The organism is Chitinophaga sp. RCC_12 (assembly GCF_041360695.1).
GTDB lineage: Bacteria > Bacteroidota > Bacteroidia > Chitinophagales > Chitinophagaceae > Chitinophaga.
In genome coordinates, this window is the sequence record NZ_JBFUPS010000012.1 from 46,138 (window position 1) to 65,965 (window position 19,828).

Below are 19,828 nucleotides of genomic sequence, written 5' to 3' on the forward strand. Positions count from 1 at the left end.
AAAAATTAAAAACCAACATTTACACCGAGGGTGAACTTACGTGGTATGGGGTAGCCGCCACCAGTGTAAGTACCTTTTTCATCCACTGCTTCCGCATCCGGAACGCTTGATTTCTGGAACATCTTTACATTGTCTACCACACCATAGATCTGGAGTTTGCTCAGCTTTGCACGTTCCAGGAACTTAGGACTGAACTGGTAAGCCAGGTTCAGGTATTTGATACGCAGGTAAGAACCATTTTCTACAAAGGCAGAAGAAAATGGAAGGAACTGGTAGTAATACTGCTGGCTGTAAGGAATTACTTCTGAATATTGGGCGTTATCGCCTTCTTTATGCCAGCTGTTGATTGAAGAAGGATCTATACCCGCAATAGTAGCGTAGCTGTTGGTTAAGCCGGTGAGCCTGTCGGACATGTATTTGTTGTAGATATCACGTTTAAGCGTAAACGTCATATACACCTGCATGCTCCAGGGTCCGTAAGAAAATACGTTGGTGAAACCGCCGGTACACGCCGGGTTGGGATTACCGCTGCGCACCTTATCATTCCAGTCCCACACGTCGTAGTCGCCGTTCTGGTCTTCCCAGATAAAGTCGCCCGCCTGCACGGTATGGTTACCGTTCCAGTAGGTGAGCTTTTCACCGGTGTAAGGGTTAAACGGAATATCTTTTTCGCTGGCGTATACGCCTTTGTTCTTCATCAGGTAAAACTCGTTGATAGCGCGACCTTTGGTGAGCACATACGTCATACCGGTATTGTTATCCGGTACCATCAGGTCACGGTTACCATTGGGTAATTTAACAATCTGGTTTTTGATGAAAGATAATATCAGGGTAGAACTCCACTGGAACTTGCTGGTGGGCGGTGTGATACGGCCCTGCACCGTGAATTCCACGCCGGTGTTGCGTACATCCACCGCGTTGGTATTTACTTTATCATATCCTGCAGTGGAAGGCAGCAGCAGGTTAAACAGCAGCTTGGAAGTGCCCCTGTTAAACGCGTCGGCAGTTACATTTAACCTGCCGGCAAAGAAGCTTGCGTCCACACCGATGTTGGACTGGATAGCCTGTTCCCAGGTGAGTCCGTCCTGTGCCACACCATCGGAGAAGTTAGGCGTTACGGCATTTACACCGTTGTAGGTGCCGCCGGTAGATCCGCCGTAGGTACCCTGGTTGATGGCGTAATTATTATACTGGAGGTAATATTGTTTTGGTAAACTTCCGGTTACACCATAGCTTCCGCGGATCTTGAAATATTCCACCCACTTTTTAAGCGGGGCCATAAATGGTTCGTCGGAAATATTCCAGCCACCAGATACAGAGGGGAAGTAACCCCATCTGCTGTTACGGCCAAAACGGGAAGAAGCATCTGCACGATAGGCAAATGACAACAGGTATTTTTCTTTATAGTTATAATTCACACGGGAGAAAAAGGACAGCATACCGGACGACTGGTAATCGGAACCTGAAACGAGGTTGCCATATGCGTCCCTGTACATCATGTAGCTGAGGTTGTACCCCTGTACCACCTTCACGTTATCGTTACTCAGCGCGCCGCTGCCAATACCGGTAAATTCATTCCTGATATTGTTGATGGTGTTACCCAGCAGTATGTTCAGGTGATGGTCTTTATTGATGATATCAGAAGTATAGCTCAGGGTGTTGTCGAGGTTGGCATTTTCAAAACGCGATTTACCACTTTGTGCGTAAGATAACCCGGCGGTGTTCAACTCTCCGGGACGGAAAATGTCGCGGGTATTGATGCTGGACTGGATAGACCCGATGGAGGCAAAGCGCAGTTTTTTAGAGATATCGTAGTTCACGGTAAGACTGGCGGTGATATCATCATTGATATTTTTATCACGACCGGATTCGAGGTCGCCGGTAAAGTTCTTGCGGTCGATATCCGAGATATTGAACAGGGAAGAAAGATACTGGCCATCTATTAACGGGATCACATTTTCTCCGGGGAACACACCGCGACCGCGGGATCTGTCGCCGCGGCTCAAACGGAACAGGGAAGCCACATTCAGGCGGGATGACATTTTCACGCCCATGGCGGCGGAAATGGTGTAGCGTTTAAAGCCGGTACCACGGATGGTTCCATCTTCATCGTAGTAGTTACCACTCACGCGGTAGTTGGTATTTTCTGAAGCGCCGGAAATAGACAGGTCGTAGTTCTGGATAATACCATTCTGGTAGAAGAGATCCTGCCAGTCGACCGCGCCACTGAAGGCGGGGTTCAGGCTATCCGTCAGCATCATGGGGATACCGTTCACTTTCTGCGCATCCGTAAGATACTTTTGCAGATAGTCCATTTTGAACCATCTTTCTTCTGCGCCGCCATATACGGTTTCAAACTTTGGTTTCTGGATCATACCGGCATAGGTGGAAAAGTTCACCTGTGGTTTGCCTTGTTTACCGCGTTTGGTTTTCACGATCACCACGCCGTTGGCGCCGCGGGAGCCATAAATGGCGGCAGCGGATGCGTCTTTCAAGATGTCGATCGATTCAATGTCGTTGGGATTCAGCCCGGCGATGTAGTTGGTACCGGTGTTGTCAAATGCGGCGGCATCGTCCAGTGAAACGGGGATGTCGTCGATCACGAACAGCGGGGAGCTGAGGGTACGGGCGGCGCTGGCATCGCGGCTGATGGAGGTATTTCCCCTCACCACGAAAGAGCCTCTTACGCCTGGTTCACCGGTAAAGTTTTGTACGTTCAAACCGGCTGCGCGGCCTTGCAGGAGCTGGTCGAAGCTGGGAGAAGGCAGGTTTTCGATATCCTTGCCTTTCACGCTGGAAACCGCCGCTGATACGGTTTTACGCCGTACTTCCTGGTAGCCGATGACCACTACGTCTTTCAGACTTTTAGCATCCGGCTTCAGGGAAACAGTAATAGATGCTTTCCCCGACAACACCACTGTTTGCGTTTCAAAACCTATAAATGAAATGGAAAGTTTGTTGGAATTGCCTTTCAGGGTAAGCGTAAACTGGCCGTCGGGGCTTGTGGCTGCCCCATTATTGGTACCTACTTCTTTTACAGATACGCCGGGCAATGCCGCTCCTTTATCATCTGTAACAGTACCTGAAATTTTTCGCTCCTGGGCCCATGCGTGCAGGCATAGGAATCCCATTAGCGCTAGTAGTAGCAACTTTTTGTGCATAGATTCTGGTTTATTGAATTATTCTGGAATTATCAGACTGGTTGACTGAATGCTCACTGAAATTTGTTCACTGGTGAATTAATCCTTGTTACTGTTATTGAAACGGGTGAATTACAACTGTTGCTGGTATGCTATAGTTTGGCTTGAATAATTCCGGTTGCTAAAATGTTTTGTTCACTGAAATGCTACTTTGTTCATCGATTGCTCACTTGTACTTCATTGTTCTGGAAGGAAATTTAGAAATGTTAAAGTTTTCCTAATAGGCCGGAAAGAATTAGTGACACTAACATGACGGAGATTTTCACGCGGCAGAAAACACTTATATCTCCCTATAAATTATTGATAATCAAATCATAATAAGAAAACACCATTTAAGTACCTGTCTTTTAAAGATAAAATAATATTATTAAATACGAATATAGCATCACAATAAAAAGATAGGTCCGACAATTTCGTGATAAACTTATCACGAGAGGAGTTTCCGGACGTATAGCGGACCTGCAGATACTCACTGGCACCTATATACGAAATCGTCCGTCAACATACTTAAACCGGAAATACATCTTATTTATTTGCTAAATGGCATTGGCTGCCAACTATTAATTATTTTTGCCGGATAAACTTTGCCGCCTGAAAAAAGTACGGAAAATATTATCTGTCGTGTTACTGTGTTTGTTAGGCCTTGTCATTCTGATCGGAATACTGGTAAACATCCCCGTGGTACAGAACTTCCTCGTGCATGAAGTGACCAGCCGCTTATCGCAGCAGCTTAAAACGCGCGTGGAAATAGACCACGTGACTTTCCGGCTGTTTAACAGCATGCAGCTGGAAGGTGCGCTCATTGAAGATCAGCACAGAGACACGCTGCTGTATGCAGGCAAGCTGCAGGTGCGCATTACCGACTGGTTCTTTTTCCAGGACAAGCCTGTGATCAAATTCATCGGGTTGGAAAACGCCCAGGTAAACCTGTTGCGTACCCGCAAAGATTCCGTCTGGAACTATCATTTCCTTGAAGAAGCATTTGGCTCATCCAAACCCGATACCAGTAATCAACCCTCCGGCGGCATCTCCCTTGACCTCAAAAAAATTGATCTTAAAAACATCCGGCTCAACCAGGTGGATGCCTGGGTGGGTGAAGATATGCGGGCATCTGCCAAACGCATTTATCTCGATGCAAAGAACCTGGACCTCCAGAAACATAACATCGATATACAGGAACTGACGCTTACCAATCCCGATTTCATTATCAGCAGTTATGCCGCCTCTCCCCTGCGGCGCCGGCGGAAACCCAGTCCGGACCACCCGGTACCCGATACGGGACAACTGCAGCAGCTGCGCTGGAATAATGCCAACTGGAAGCTGGTAGTGAAAGAACTCAATATCAAAGACGGCATCTTCGGTGTGGATAACCCCGACGACAGCACGAAAATTGAACCCGGCTATTTTGCACCCAATCATATCCGCTTCAATGACATCAATCTCTCCCTCACCAATACCAGCCTGGTAAAAGACAGTGTGATCGGGGATCTTACCCTGCGCACCAAAGAACGCAGCGGCTTTGAAGTGAAAAAATTAACCAGCCGGTTTAAAATGTCGCCCGTGGAAATGGAATTTTCACAGCTCGACCTGGAAACTAACCGCAGTCATATCGGCGACTATTACACCATGCAATACAGCGACATCAGTGATATGAGTGATTATATCAATGATGTGTTTATGCAGGCCCGGTTTAAAAATTGCAAACTATCGTCAGATGATATCGCCTTTTTTGCACCACCCCTTTCCTCCTGGAAAAAAGAAATTACGCTGAGCGGTAAAGCCAGGGGCCCGGTGAGCAACCTGAAAGCATCTGAAATAGATTTGACCGCAGGTAGCACCACCCGTCTTAAAGGGAGCCTGGAAATGCGCGGACTGCCGGATATCTTTGAAACATTTATCGATTTTCATACAGAAGAACTCATCACCACCGGTAATGACGTGATGCAGATCATGCCCATTGTAAAGGACATTGTGAGCACCGTGCGTATCGACAAGCTGTCTTCTATCCGCTTCCAGGGAAGCTATACCGGGTTCATCAACGACTTTGTGGCCTATGGCCAGTTCCAGACCAACCTTGGTAAGGTAAATTCCGATCTGAACTTTAAAACCAGCCGCGATGTCCCTGTTTACTCCGGGAGTTTAAAAGCTACCAACTTTGATATCGGCACCCTTTTTAATAACGCTAACCTTTCTACCATCTCCCTCGATGCCAAAGTAGACGGCGCGGGCTTCAATTTCAAAACACTGAAAGCCACCGTGGACGCCGATATCCAGGAAATATCCCTGTTGGGATACAATTACCGGAATATCAAAACAAAGGGGGAAATGAGCCGCAAGTTCTTTAATGGGGCGCTCACGGCCACTGATCCCAACCTGGACATGGACTTTGCCGGGACCATTGATTTCAATGCCGCCCTGCCGGAATTCAAATTCAATTCAGAAGTACGTAAAGCGGACCTGAAAGCGCTGCACATCACGGAGGATTCCGTCACCCTGCAGGCCAAACTGGAACTTAACTTTGTGGGCAGCAACATCGATAACTTCGATGGCACCGCGCGGATGTACGATGTATCTGCGTTTAAAGACAACCGCCGCCTTGAATTTGATTCCCTGTACGTGTCGTCGCATATGGTGGATAACCAAAAGCTGCTGGAATTTACCGGCAGTGAAATCGACGGCTTTGTAAAAGGACAGTACAGTTTCCTCCAGCTGCCGGATGCTTTTCACCTGCTGCTGTATAAATATTATCCCAGCTATTTCAGTGCGCCGCAAAATGCGGTCATCAACCAGAACTTCACCTACGCCGTTAATCTCGGTGAAGTGGATAAACTGCTGAGTGGCTTTACCAACCAGTTTTCGGGGTTTGACCATGCCACCGTGACCGGCGCGCTCAACACCATGAATGGCGGCAACCTGGCGTTGAACATCCAGGTACCCGAAGCCGGCTACCTGGGATATCATGTGCAGGAATTACAGATTAAGGGAGATGGTAACTTTAATAAGGTTAACATCAGTGCGAGCATCGGCAAAGTATTATCCGGTAAAAATGTGATCCTCGAAAACCCGGTGATACTGGCCAGTTCAGGACATGATACCTCTTTTGTAAAAGTGGACCTGGCTGCGGAAGACACTTCCTCCCTGGATGGCTTCTACGCCCGGATCATTACCGTGTCGGACGGGCTGAAGATCAATTTCCTCAACAGCGCCTTCACCGTAAATGAGCGGCAATGGAATGTTACCCCCGGCAATGAAATATACTGGAGCAAACATTTCCTGACGGTAAAAAACCTGCGGGTAACCCGCAACGACCAAAGCATTACCGTAGAAACCAATGAGTTTAATCCTGATGAATCAAAGTTCATCGTTACCCTCAAAAATCTGAACCTGGCTGATGTAATTCCTGCCCAGCTGATTTCCACCAGGGTGGAGGGAATTACGGACGGCACTATTAATATTGCAGATCCCACGCAGAACCTGGATATCAATACGGCGCTGAGAACGCGGGAGCTGCGTATCGACAATGACTCCATTGGTATTTTAAACATAGATGGCACCTATCATCACCTCACCGGCGACGCCACCTTTAACATACAATCGGATAACGAAGGAAAGGCTTTCCTGGCGCGGGGTAAAGTAGGATTAACCACGTCCAACAATGGGATTGATGCCAGCGTGAAGCTCAACGGCACTTCTATCAGCCTGCTGAATAAATACCTCGCGGGCTATGTGTCCAATCTCACCGGCGCAGTAACCGGTACTTTAAATGTAAGCGGCACCACGCGCGTGCCATCTGTAAAAGGCGCGCTCACCCTCGATACCGTGGGTGTTACCGTAGATTACCTGGGCACTCACTACCGCATTCCGAAGCTGAATGTGAACATAGATGATAACCTGATTGAATTCGGCAACTTTACGCTGGTAGATAAATACAATACCAAAGGCACTGCCAGCGGGTATATCAGTCATGATCACTTCGACAAGCTCAATTTCGACTTTGATGTCACCGGCCGCGGATTCCTGTTCCTGAATACCAGCGCTTCCGATAACGACCTGTTTTATGGAGATGTACTGGCCGACGGAAAGGTATATTTCTCCGGTCCGCTGAATGATATGCAGATGCACATCCTGGCCCGCCCGATTAAAGGCACCCACTTCTATCTCCCTATGTCCGACAGCAAGGATATCGGGAAATACGACTATATCACGTTCAAAAGCTATGGCACCGAGATCGTTGAAAAGAAGAAGAAAAAAGACAATACCAAACTGACCGTCAAGCTGGACATTGCCGCCAATCCTGATGCGCAGATCGATGTGATCCTGGATGCCACCACCGGCGATATTATTTCCGCCAACGGTACCGGTAACCTGCAGATCACGGTGAATACAGAAGGCGACTTCACCATGTTTGGCAACTACGAAATCAATAACGGTTCCTACAACTTCAATTTCCAGCGGCTCACCAGCTGGAAGTTCGATATAGAAAAGAATAGTACCATTACCTGGAACGGCGATCCGTCGGAAGCCAGGGTAAACATTATGGCGAAATATTCCCTGCCAAAGGTAAGCCTGTATAACCTGGTAGGCCAGGGTACCAATGTGAGCACGGACAAGCTGGCCACGCGCACCGAAAAAGTGGATGTGCGGATCAACCTGCGTGGCGCCCTGCTGAAGCCGGATATTACGTACTCCATTGAATTACCGGAAGTAGGCAGCCTGGCGTATGAAAGTGGTGTAGCCGCGCATCTGAAAGAGATTAACAACGACCAGAACAAGGCATTGTTCCAGGTGTGGGGGTTGCTGTTTTCCAACCAGTTCCTGCCGGATGATGCTACCACTACCGCCGCCGCCAACGTGGGCATTACCGGGAAGAACAGCGTGGGACAGGCGTTATCGGCCCAGGCGCAGGCCATTCTCAACAATATTACGGGTGTGCTGCTGAAAGGAAGTGGCATCGGGGTGAATGTGAATTACCGCGCCTACAATGTGGGCGGACCACAGGACAACTCGTCTGTAGACCGTAACCAGGTGAGCGCAGGTATTACGAGCAATTTGTTTAATAACCGTTTCCGCTTATATGCCGGTGGTGATTACGACTGGGGTAAAACGGCTACTTCCGCCAATACCAACCGTTTTGCCGGCGACTTCCGCATTGAGTACCTGCTTACGCCGGATGGCCGTTTCCGTATCAACGCTTTCAGCAAAACGGATTATGACGTATATAACCTCAACAACCGTACGAAATCCGGGGTGGGCATTTCCTATATCAGGGAATACAACCGGTTCAGCGAGCTGTTTAACGACAGGCGGCGCAGGCGCACGCCATTGCTGGATTCCCTCCGCCGCGCGGCGATGCTGAAACAGGAACAGGAAGATTCTTCCCGGGTTAAAGCAGATACTACCAACATTGAATAAAACAACAAAGGGAGCAACCTGCTGTTAAACAGTGTTACTCCCCAGTGTGGTTTACTTTGCAGGAATGGATTCATTCCTTACTATACGCGTTCTCAATGGTGACCGTCGCTTATCCCCTGAGGATATCATGCCCTAATTTATCGCGTTTGGTTTTAAGATAATTTTCGTTGTGTGGGTTTGGATGAATTTCTATGGGTACATTTTCAACAACTTCCAGGCCATAACCACTTAAACCGGCGCGTTTGCGCGGGTTGTTGGTAATAAGACGGAGTTTGCAGATACCGAGATGGCGGAGGATCTGTGCGCCTACGCCATAGTCGCGTTCATCCATTTTAAAGCCCAGTTCCAGGTTAGCTTCTACGGTGTCCATGCCTTCTTCCTGCAGCTTATAGGCTTTCAGTTTGTTCATGAGCCCGATACCTCTTCCTTCCTGGTTCATATATAATATAAGGCCCTTTCCTTCTTTCTCTACCATTTGCATGGCGGCGTGCAGTTGTTCGCCACAGTCGCAACGCAGTGAATGGAGGATATCCCCTGTCACGCAGGACGAGTGGACCCTTACCAGTACCGGTTCATCTTTTTTCCAGTCGCCTTTTTTCAATGCCATGTGAATTTCACCGGAGTTGATTTGTTTAAAGGCGATGAGTTCAAAGTTGCCGTATTTGGTAGGCATCTGTACTTTCACGCCTTCTTCTATCAGCGTTTCCGTGCTGAGGAGGTAGGCGATCAGGTCTTTTATGGAAATGAGTTTAAGGTTGAATTTGGTGGCTATTTCGCGGAGTTCCGGCAGGCGGGCCATGGAGCCGTCTTCATTCATAATTTCTACCAGTACGCCAGCGGGTTCAAATCCTGCGAGGCGGGCCAGGTCGATGGTGGCTTCCGTGTGGCCGGAACGGCGTAAAACGCCGCCGCTTTTGGCTTTCAGCGGAAATATATGGCCTGGTTTACCCAAATGTTCAGGTTTGGTGGTGGGGTCGATCAGCGCCTGCACTGTTTTGGCCCTGTCGTGTGCGGAGATGCCGGTAGTGCAACCGTGCCCGAGCAAGTCTACCGAAACGGTGAAAGGGGTTTGGTGCAGGGCGGTATTATCGCGGACCATGAGGTCCAGTCCCAGTTCCTCGCAACGCTCTTCCACCAGCGGTGCGCAGATGAGCCCACGGCCGTGGGTGCTCATAAAGTTGATGATTTCGGGAGTTACATTGCGTGCTGCCGTGATAAAATCACCTTCATTTTCACGGTCCTCGTCATCTACCACGATCACCAGTTTACCGTTTTTTATATCTTCTATTGCTGCTTCTATTGTATCTAACATATATTATTCCCTCCGGGTCAGTAATGTTGAATTGCGCAAAGTTACGACATATACTTATGAAAAGTTGCCGGGGAGAGTAAGTGTGATTCTGCCTGAAAACTATTGGACAGATGTTAATTATACAGCTGAATTTTAACATATAATAATGATTGTCAATTTAATAACGGAATTATACACCTGAAAGCTGATAAGGTTCACTGTGGTAGCAGATTTCTTTCATTATTATTATCTCATATTTGAGAAATCGTAATTTTCAGGGAAATTCTTGGAAAAACTATTTATTAAGCCGGTTATAGCTAGATGTCATTCAAATTTTATTGTGCCGCTTGAGATATCCACAGTGTACTTAACAATTTGTTAATTCCGCGTTAAAATTTTCACGGGAAAATTGTTCAACTTTGCGTCTGAAACAACAACTTCTTTGCTTTATGGGGTTTAAAAAACTACTCTTTACATTTTCATTGTTGCTCACCGTGTTTGTAACCTATGCGCAGGTAACTACCAGCAGCATCACCGGTGTTGTAACCGATTCAAAAGGCCAGGGCCTGATTGGGGCCACTGTAAAAGCCACCCACACACCTACTGGAACAATTTATGGCACCACTACCCGCGGCAGTGGTGAATTTACCATCCCTAACGTTCGTGTTGGCGGACCTTACAAGGTGGAAGTTTCATTTATCAGTTATGGCACTGAAACTTACAACGACATTTTCCTTAAACTCGGAGAACCGCTGAAGTTAAATGTTACGCTTGCTGAAGGCTCTACCAGCCTGAAAGAAGTGAGCATTACTGCCAGCAGGGCGATTGCTAAAGGTAATGGCGGTACCGCACTGAACGTTTCCCGTACCCAGCTGGATAACCTGCCTACGGTTAACAGAAGCGTACAGGATTTCGTAAGACTGAGCCCACAGGCATCTGTATCTACCAATGGTAAAGATGGTTCGCCTATGGGTATCTCTTTTGGCGGGCAGAGCAACAAGTACAACCAATTCGCGGTTGACGGCGCTGTAACCAACGACGTATTCGGCTTATCTGCTTCCGGTACCAATGGTGGCCAAGCAGGAGCTAACCCTATCTCCATAGAAACTATTGATCAGTTACAAATTGTACTGAATCCTTACGACGTTAAACAGAGCGGTTTCACAGGTGGTGGTATCAATGCCATTACCAAAAGCGGAACAAACGATTTTCATGGTGCAGCCTACTTCTTCTACCAGGGTCAATCCCTCGTAGGTAAAGCCCCGGATTCTACCCGTGCGGACTACGGCAGTTTCACCAATAAAATATTCGGCGCATCACTCGGCGGACCAATTATCAAAAACAAATTGTTCTTCTTTGTAAACGCGGAGAGATCTGTCAGGAATAACCCGATAGATTATAACCCTGCCACCGGAGCTTCCAATGTAACCACCGATGAGCTGAAAAGCATCTACGACTTTGTTTCCAATAAATATAAAGTAGATCTGGGAAGCTATACGGACCAGGAACGTGATAAACCAGCTACTACCCTCTTTGGACGTATCGACTGGAACATCAACTCCGTTCATAAACTGACTGTACGTCATAATTACCTGAATGCAAGTGATTTGATCTACAGCCGGACCAATAGCTCTGCTGCTTTTGCAAACAACTATTATAAATTCCCTTCTAAAAGTAATTCCAGCGTGATTGAGTTGAACTCCAACTTCTCTAACAGGCTGAGTAATGAACTGAGGATTGGTTATAATAATGTAAAAGACAGAAGAACTTCGCTCGGTCAACCTTTCCCAACTGTTACCATTAATGATAACGGGCGTACTATTAACCTGGGCAGTGAGTTTTCTTCTACTGCCAATGCCTTGGATCAGAGTATCTGGACGATCACAGATAACCTGACCATGTATAAAGGTAAACATACCATTACAATAGGCGCCAATGCTGAAATCTATAAGATCAAAAACACCTTTATCCAGGGTGCTTTCGGTTCTTACACTTATGATTCCATCAGCGGATTTATCAATAACCTGAAACCAAGACAATACCAGATCAACTACAACACCGCTGATTCTACCCTCCGGGATGGTATTGGCTTTAAAGCAGCACAGATCGGTATTTATGCACAGGATGAGTGGAATATCAGGAAAAACTTCACCCTGACTTATGGCGTAAGAATAGACATTCCTATCTTCCCAACCACACCTCCGGACAACGTAGCATTTTCTAAAGACCCGAACTTTGCAGGCTATTCCACTACCACCATTCCAAAATCAAGACCATTGATTGCTCCGCGCATTGGTTTTAACTGGGATGTAACTAACGATGGACTGACTACCATCCGTGGTGGTGTGGGTATTTTTACAGGCCGTGTACCGTTTGTATGGATTTCCAACCAGTACGGAAATACCGGTAACGTATATACCAACGTAAGTTTAAGCGGTTCCGGCTTACCAAATAGTTTCCGCTTCAACTACGACGGTAACAGTCCTTTTTACGGACAGTATTCTGCCGCCAACCTGTCGGCGATGGGTGCTAACGTAGGAAGCAGCCCTTCCAACATTAACCTGTCTGACAAGGATTTCAAATTCCCGCAGATGTTTAAAACCAACCTGGCTGTAGAAAGAAGACTGCCATGGGGAATGAGCGCTACTATAGAAGGTAACTTTACCAAAACGCTTAACAATGCCATCTGGGAAAACCTGAACGTTGTTCCTACCGGCGACAGCGTTTCTTTAGGTGGTGGTGTTAAAAGACCTACCTGGAAAAAGAAAACCACTAACTGGGGTAACCAGATCCTTCTGCTGAAAAACACCAGCGAAGGTTACACTTATAACATCTCCGGTGAACTGACCAAACAAACAAGTAATGGCCTGTTCCTGAAAGTGGGTTATTCTTACGGAGATTCTTATTCCGTAAATGATGGTACCTCTTCTACTGCCGGCTCCAACTGGCGTTTCGGACCAAACATCAACGGTTTGAATAACCTGGAAATGGCCCGCTCTAACTACAGCATGGGCAGCCGTGTACTGGCAGTAGCTTCCAAAACCTTTAAATATGGTAAAGAAGATAAGTTCCGTACTACCGTAACCCTGTTCTATAACGGTCAATCCGGTATTCCTTACTCATGGGTTTATTTCAACACGGTTGATCCTACCGGTGATGACCTGAACTCCAGCGGTAACAACGACCTGATCTACATTCCAAAGGCTACAGAAGTTGCTACAATGAGCTTCGACCTGATTTCTCAGAAAGATTCGAAAGGTAATGTGACTTATACCCGCACACCCGATGAACAAAGAGCCGACCTGGAACGCCTGATCAGCAACGACAGCTACCTGAGCAAGCACCGTGGTGAAAATGCAAAGAAAAATGCAAGCCGCACGCCGTTCGAAAATATCTTTGACTTTAAAATAGCGCAGGTACTGCCTATCTATAAAGGTCATAAAGTGGAAATCACTTTTGATATCCTGAACGTAGGCAACCTGCTGAACCAGGATTGGGGCAGAACTTACTTTATCGCCAACAACGCTTCTACTCCACTCACCTTCAGAAAATATGATGCTACCTCAGGTGCAGCAGTTTTCCAGTATGACAGAAGAAGAGAAATCAATGGTTTTGGCGATGAAAAACCATACTATATCAACAACTTCACTGCACGCTGGAGAGGACAACTTGGTCTTCGTTACAGCTTCTAAGAAAGCAGGGATTAATTTATAAAGAGAGGGCTGGCCGGATGGTCGGCCCTCTTTTATTTAGCCTTTTGTCTTTCCAGGTGATTATTCTTTCCCCAGGAAGCTTAAAACCATCCCCAAAATTTTCCCGATTGCGTAAATCAATCGCCCGCCTTTTACCTAATTTCGCCCCCGTAATAAATTCGGCCAATACGCAAATCTGTACATTTTAAACGACAACACTACTGCCATACACCACATGCTACACAAAAAATTATGCCTCCTGTTACTCTCCGGCTGCGGATTTACCGCACCTTTGATGGCACAACAGCAAAATACCACCCACCATAAAAAAGATACCATCGGCGAACCAAGAGCACTGGGCGAAATTGTAGTTTCTGCCAGCCGCAAGCCGGTAACACTGGATAATGTTCCTTCTTCTGTAACTGTGATCACCCGGAAAACACTGGAAAACGACCTGACTGTTAATACAGATGTAACGGATATCCTCGCCCGGGAAGTACCCGGCCTGGCGCCCGGTACACAAACCAACAGCAACGTTGGTCAATCCCTCCGCGGCCGCTCCGTACTCATCATGATCGACGGCGTTCCGCAATCCACCCCGCTCCGCAACGGGGAAGTGGATATGCGCTCTATTGATCCATCCGTTCTGGAAAGGGTGGATGTACTGAAAGGCGCAACCGCGATTTATGGCAATGGCGCTACCGGCGGGCTGATCAACTATATCACCGTTACGCCTAAAGAAGATAAAATTCTGTCCGGTAAAACAATGATCAATGCCACCGGCTCACTCACCAGCATTAAAAACAGTGTGGGCGGCCGTTTAAACCAGGTATTGCAAGGGAAATATAAAAAGTTCGACTACATCGTGAGCGGTGTGGCAGAGCAAACCGGCGAATTTAAAGACGCCAAAGGCAAGCTGGTAGGCCCCAACTACAGCCTGGGCGAAACAGACAGCTACAACGCCTTTGCGAAAGTTGGCTACCAGGCAAACAGCCGTCAGCGTATACAGCTGATGTACAACTACTACCGCAGCCAGCAAAACTCCCACTATAATCTCGTGAACGGCGACGTCGCCAAAGGCATCCCTGCCTCCGGTGTATTGGGTACGCCCACCGGCGTAGCCACCGGGCCGAGAGGAAATCAAACCCTGCACCTCCTGTACCAGGCGGATAGCCTGATTGGCGGGACTTCCCTCACGGCAGATGCATATTATGAATCAAGGGACGATATCTTTTATGTGTCGTTCGGCCGCTTTGAAGGCGGCGACGGACAATCGCATACCATCGACAAGAAAAAAGGACTGCGGTTGATGTTTAACTCCCCGTTGTCAAACAAATCCGCCTTTAACGGTACGCTTTCCTATGGCGCTGACCTGTTGAACAATGTGACCTCGCAGCCGCTGGTAGATGGCAGGGTATGGGTTCCGGAGATGAACATGCTGAACTATGCCCCCTTTGCGGAAACACAATGGTCGCTCTGGCAGCACCTGATCCTGAAAGCAGGTGTGCGTGTGGAAAGGGTCCGGGTAAGTGTGGATGATTACACCACCCTTCAGCTTACTAACGCCAACGGCACTACGAGTGCGCCGAGCATCGCGGTAAAAGGCGGCGACCTGGATTATACAGCTACTTTATTTAATGCAGGCATCCGTTACAACAGGCTGCCGGCATTCATGCCCTACTTTAGTTTTTCACAGGGATTCTCCGTGTCTGACATAGGTTTGGCGCTGCGCGACGCTAAAGTAAACGATATTAAAAAGATCAATACAGAAGCAGTATTGGTGAACAACTATGAACTGGGTTTTGTAAGTGAATATAAAAAGCTCCGCTTTGAACTCAGCGGGTTCATCAGCACTTCCAAATTGGGTGCAGATATGATCTTTGATCCCAACACCGACCTGTTCAATGTAAGCAGAACACCCGAACGCATATACGGTTTTGAAGCATCGCTTCAGTACCAGGTGCTGCATAACCTCGATATCAGCGCCAGCTACAGCTACCTGGAAGGGAAAGCCGATACGGCTAAAACCGGCGGCAGCTATAATGTATACCTGAACGGCAGAAGGATTGCCCCGCCGAAAGTAACCGGCAGCATTGCCTATCGTCCCCTGCCAGCGCTGGAAGTAAGACTGCAGTACATGGGTGTAAATGGCCGGAACCGCTTTGAGAAAAATGCCAAAGGCGTTTACAATGGCAACGAAGGAAAAGTATCAGCCTACAACCTGGTGAATTTCAATGCCAGCTATAAAGTGGCTGCCCGTACCCTGCTTACGCTGGGTATTGATAACCTTTTCAACGAAGACTATTTCCCCGCACGCGCCCAGTGGTTTATGCAGCCCGGGTTTTATTCCAAAGGGAAAGGCGCCTCTTTTAATGTAGGCATTGCCGTTAATTATTAATGAAAGAAAGGTAATTGTAAGAAGAGATCCATAGCAGTTTTCCAGGTGGCCATATCATGCCGGCCGCCTGGAATCTCCAGGTAAAAAATATCCTTGTCCGGTTTGTAGCCCTTTTGTAATAACTCCTTTATCAGGTCCCGGGTATCATCCATACTATCAATCACCCCATTGTTATTCCTGTCGGCCGTTTCATCGGCAGTACCACACTCAAAGAAGAACTGTTGCCCCGGATGATAGCTGCCAGCACGGATCAGCTGGTGCATAATTCGATCGGTATCATCCCGGTAGCCAGGTCCCAGCGCTTTACTACGCCACCATAATGAACCCGAAAAAACACCGGCCAGCTGGAAAATGTCCGGGTGGCGCCACACAATATCCAATGCAGATAAGCCTCCCAGGGAGAAGCCTGCAAATGCGCGTTGTACGATCCGCATATCCGGATACTGCTGTTGCAGGAATGGCAGCAACTCCTCTATGATAAAGCGGGTATAGCTTCCGGCCAGCTGGCCCTGCCCCAGGTAATCCGGCACACCGGCGGTGCCATAAACAGCTTTCCGGTCGGCGTCCGCATAAATGCCCGCCACCAGCACAGTGGCTGGCAACTCCGGTAATAACCGGGAAAGTTCCTGGCCATCATTTACCAGTAAAAGTATATGGGGAGATGTACCGGTGAAGTAAGTATCCAGCTGCACGCTGCGCGCCAGGTACACAGAATCGATATAATGTTGACGTATTTGCACCGGAACAATTTACCAATAAACCAATAATCTTCTTTAAATTTATCTAAACACTTTCCCGTGACCGAAAACTATTTAAAATGGCATTCTCCCAACCTGGGAAAGGAATTTGAGATGTTGGTATATGGCGACAGCGGCTACCCCCTGCTCCTGTTTCCTACTTCTATGGGGCGTTATTATGAAAGCAAGGACTTTGGCCTGATTGAAGCCCTCCGCTGGTTTATTGAAGAAGGAAGAATTAAAGTGTATTGCCCCGATAGTATTGATGCACTCAGCTGGTATAATAAAAATATTTCCCCGGAACAAAGAGCGTATAATCATACCTGTTACGACAAGCTCCTCATGGAAGAAATATTACCCCGCATTGTTACGGAAACAGGACATCAGCGGATAGTAGTTGCCGGCTGCAGTTTCGGCGGTTATCACGCTGCCAACTTTGCCTTCCGGCATCCGGACCGGGTTTCTTATTTATTCAGCCTCAGCGGGATCTTTGATATTAAATTCCGCATGGATGGACATTACGACGACAACGTATACTATAATAATCCGGCCGATTATGTGCCGGAAAACCAGCATGAAGACCTCTGGCGCATGGGTATTGTATTGGGCGTGGCCGACAGGGATGTAACCCGGCCGCAAAATGAATTACTGTCCGGCATATTAGCCGGCAAAAAAATAGCCCACTGGCTGGATATCCGCCCGCAAACCACCCACGACTGGCCGGTATGGCGGGAAATGCTGCCGCATTATGTTTCACTTATCAAGTAAGTACCATGAAAAAAATCGGGATTCTATTCGGGCAGGAAAACACTTTTCCCCAGGCATTTGTAGACCGTGTAAACCGTATTAACCCTCCCGGCATCTTTGCCGAATTTGTGACCATCGACAAAGTAATGCAGGGCGCCGATCCGGGCTATGCAGTTATTGTAGACCGTATTTCGCAGGATGTGCCTTTTTACCGGTCGTTCCTGAAAAACGCCGCTGCAGCGGGTACCGCGGTGATCAATAACCCTTTCTGGTGGAGTGCCGACGATAAGTTTTTCAATAACGCCCTGGCAGAAAAGATCGGCGTAAATGTGCCACGCACCGTGTTGCTGCCTTCTTATAAACTACCGGATGATACTACCGATAAGTCGTTCCGTAACCTGATCTACCCGTTCGACTGGAACAGCATTTTTGAATACGTCAGCTTCCCTGCGTACATGAAACCCTATGCCGGCGGCGGATGGAAAAACGTATACCGCGTAGAGGATAAGGACGATTTCTTCCATAAACACAGTGAAACCGGACAACTGGTGATGATGCTGCAGGAAGAGATCGACTTCAGCCAGTATTACCGCTGCTTTTGTATAGGCGGTAAAGAAGTACGGATTATGCCATACAATCCCAAACATGCACCACACCTGCGTTACCAGGCAGATTATGAACCCGGCCCGGAACTCGCCGCCCGCATTACGGAGCAGGTGCTTACCCTGCACCAGCACCTGGGATACGATTTCAATACCGTGGAAATAGCGGTGCGCAGCGACGTGCCCTATGCCATTGATTTCTGCAACCCGGCACCGGACGCCGATATTCACTCCATTGGCGCCGAACATTTTGAATGGGTAGTGGAAACCAGCGCCAGGTACGCCATTGAAAGGGCCATTGCACAGAAACCGGGAAAAGACAATCTTACCTGGGGCAAATTTGTACAGCCCGGCCGGGCAAAAGCCAAAGCGGCAACGACGGTTGAGAAAAAGAAACCAACCGCTCCCAAAGCAAAGAAAACCGCTCCTGAAAAGGAGAAAAAGGTGGCCACTAAAAAAAGCCCTGCTAAAAAACAACAAAAAGAAAAGTGAAACCGTTTTACTGCCCTACATTTGCAGACAGCGTTCCCTTTTTTTAGTCTTTCCATTTGCGGAAAGCATTACACTAAAATGAATCGCTGTAATTACCGCTGCCGGTTATACGCCGCAGCTAAAAGCTAAAAGCTAACAACATGTTTAAGGCGTTCACGCTGGGGATCGAGGAAGAGTATATGGTAATGGACCCCGTTACCCGGGAACTGAGATCACATGAACAAAAAATAGTAGAACAGGCGCATAAAGTCATCAACGACCAGGTAAAAGCGGAGTTTCACCAGGCCGTAGTGGAAGTGGGCACACAGATTTGTGCAGACATACATGAAGCGCGGAAAGATGTGGCTTACCTGCGCCGCACCATTGCGCAAATAGCCGGCGACCTGGGATTCAGCATAGGCGCTTCCGGTACCCATCCTTTCAGCAAATGGGAAAAACAACTCATCACAGATCATCCCCGCTATTTTGAAATAGTAAATGAAATGCAGGACGCCGCCCGTTCCAACCTCATCTTTGGTTTGCATGTGCACGTAGGAATGGAAAACAGGGAGATGGCCCTTCATATCGCCAACTCTGTCCGGTATTTCCTCCCGCATATTTTTGCGTTGAGCACCAACTCCCCTTTCTGGGAAGGACGTAACACCGGCTTCAAATCATTCCGTACAAAGGTTTTTGATAAATTTCCCCGCACCGGTATTCCCGATTATTTCGCCAGCATAGAAGAATATGATAACTACATCAAGCTGCTGGTGAAAACCAATTGTATTGATAACGCCAAAAAAGTATGGTGGGATTTAAGGGTACATCCCTTCTTTAACACCGTGGAATTCCGCGTTTGTGATGTGCCGCTCACCCTCGATGATACCATCATGATAGCCGGGCTTTTCCAGGCGGTATGTGCAAAGATCTATAAGCTGCGGATGCAGAATCTCAATTTCATTATCTATAACCGCTCCCTGATCAATGAAAATAAATGGAGAGCTTCCCGCTATGGGATCGATGGCTACCTGATTGATTTTGGTAAAGAGATGGAAATAAATACCCGCGCACTTATCTCGGAACTGCTCGACTTTATTGACGACGTAGTAGATGAACTCGGCAGCCGCGATATTATCAGCGCTACTACCCGGTTACTGGAAACCGGCACCGGTGCAGATAAGCAATTGCAGGTATATGCAGATACCAATGACCTTGTGGCAGTAACGGATTTTATCCAGGGTCAATTCCTCCAGGGCTGTTAGTACCTTCCCATAAAAT

General features: G+C 47.7%; 9 protein-coding genes. 6 read left to right on the forward strand and 3 right to left on the reverse strand.

Features of this window, described 5'->3' with window-relative positions; all coding sequences use genetic code 11:
• Window positions 1-5: 5 nt before the first annotated feature.
• A complete protein-coding gene (locus AB6805_RS27760) occupies window positions 6-3,161 on the reverse strand; it encodes a SusC/RagA family TonB-linked outer membrane protein (RefSeq protein ID WP_370912688.1) in 3,156 nt (1,051 codons plus the stop codon).
• A 660-nt stretch (window positions 3,162-3,821) separates the two neighbouring features.
• Between AB6805_RS27760 and AB6805_RS27765 the strand changes: the two genes are divergently transcribed.
• Window positions 3,822-8,612, forward strand: coding sequence for a translocation/assembly module TamB domain-containing protein (locus tag AB6805_RS27765; protein WP_370912689.1), 4,791 nt, complete (start codon window positions 3,822-3,824; stop codon window positions 8,610-8,612).
• Between the two features lie 109 nt (window positions 8,613-8,721).
• Here the strand turns inward: AB6805_RS27765 and AB6805_RS27770 are convergent, their stop codons facing one another.
• Window positions 8,722-9,924: a bifunctional 3,4-dihydroxy-2-butanone-4-phosphate synthase/GTP cyclohydrolase II gene (locus tag AB6805_RS27770; protein WP_370912690.1), complete on the reverse strand. Its 1,203-nt coding sequence runs from the start codon at window positions 9,922-9,924 to the stop codon at window positions 8,722-8,724.
• 428 nt (window positions 9,925-10,352) lie between these two features.
• On the opposite strand from AB6805_RS27770, the gene AB6805_RS27775 reads away from it, so the two are divergent.
• Entirely contained in the window at window positions 10,353-13,595 is a 3,243-nt protein-coding gene (locus tag AB6805_RS27775; protein ID WP_370912691.1) for a TonB-dependent receptor domain-containing protein, read from the forward strand.
• 295 nt (window positions 13,596-13,890) lie between these two features.
• On the forward strand, window positions 13,891-15,993 hold the full coding sequence (locus tag AB6805_RS27780) for a TonB-dependent receptor (RefSeq protein ID WP_370912692.1): 2,103 nt from the start codon (window positions 13,891-13,893) through the stop codon (window positions 15,991-15,993).
• Here the strand turns inward: AB6805_RS27780 and AB6805_RS27785 are convergent.
• Complete coding sequence (locus AB6805_RS27785) at window positions 15,990-16,733, reverse strand: alpha/beta hydrolase (protein WP_370912693.1); 744 nt, start codon at window positions 16,731-16,733, stop codon at window positions 15,990-15,992. The genes AB6805_RS27780 and AB6805_RS27785 overlap by 4 nt on opposite strands.
• 57 nt (window positions 16,734-16,790) lie before the next feature.
• Between AB6805_RS27785 and AB6805_RS27790 the strand changes: the two genes are divergently transcribed.
• The 3 genes from AB6805_RS27790 to AB6805_RS27800 all read left to right on the forward strand — a co-directional run bounded on the left by AB6805_RS27790 (window position 16,791) and on the right by AB6805_RS27800 (window position 19,812).
• Window positions 16,791-17,498 (forward strand): esterase family protein, encoded by a 708-nt coding sequence (locus AB6805_RS27790; protein WP_370912694.1) that lies wholly within the window; start codon window positions 16,791-16,793, stop codon window positions 17,496-17,498.
• 5 nt (window positions 17,499-17,503) lie between these two features.
• The gene (locus AB6805_RS27795; RefSeq protein WP_370912695.1) at window positions 17,504-18,571 is read left to right on the forward strand and encodes a RimK family alpha-L-glutamate ligase; all 1,068 of its coding nucleotides are present in this window, start codon (window positions 17,504-17,506) and stop codon (window positions 18,569-18,571) included.
• Window positions 18,572-18,711: 140 nt separating this feature from the next.
• On the forward strand, window positions 18,712-19,812 hold the full coding sequence (locus AB6805_RS27800) for a carboxylate-amine ligase (RefSeq protein WP_370912696.1): 1,101 nt from the start codon (window positions 18,712-18,714) through the stop codon (window positions 19,810-19,812).
• Window positions 19,813-19,828 lie beyond the last annotated feature (16 nt).

What these genes read in the sequence shown, in the direction of transcription:
- AB6805_RS27800 (WP_370912696.1), top strand. Translation starts at nt 18,712, where the DNA reads ATGTTTAAGGCGTTCACGCTGGGGATCGAGGAAGAGTATATGGTAATG.
- AB6805_RS27780 (WP_370912692.1), top strand. Translation starts at nt 13,891, where the DNA reads ATGGCACAACAGCAAAATACCACCCACCATAAAAAAGATACCATCGGC.
- AB6805_RS27770 (WP_370912690.1), bottom strand. Translation starts at nt 9,924, where the DNA reads ATGTTAGATACAATAGAAGCAGCAATAGAAGATATAAAAAACGGTAAA.
- AB6805_RS27760 (WP_370912688.1), bottom strand. Translation starts at nt 3,161, where the DNA reads ATGCACAAAAAGTTGCTACTACTAGCGCTAATGGGATTCCTATGCCTG.
- AB6805_RS27795 (WP_370912695.1), top strand. Translation starts at nt 17,504, where the DNA reads ATGAAAAAAATCGGGATTCTATTCGGGCAGGAAAACACTTTTCCCCAG.
- AB6805_RS27775 (WP_370912691.1), top strand. Translation starts at nt 10,353, where the DNA reads ATGGGGTTTAAAAAACTACTCTTTACATTTTCATTGTTGCTCACCGTG.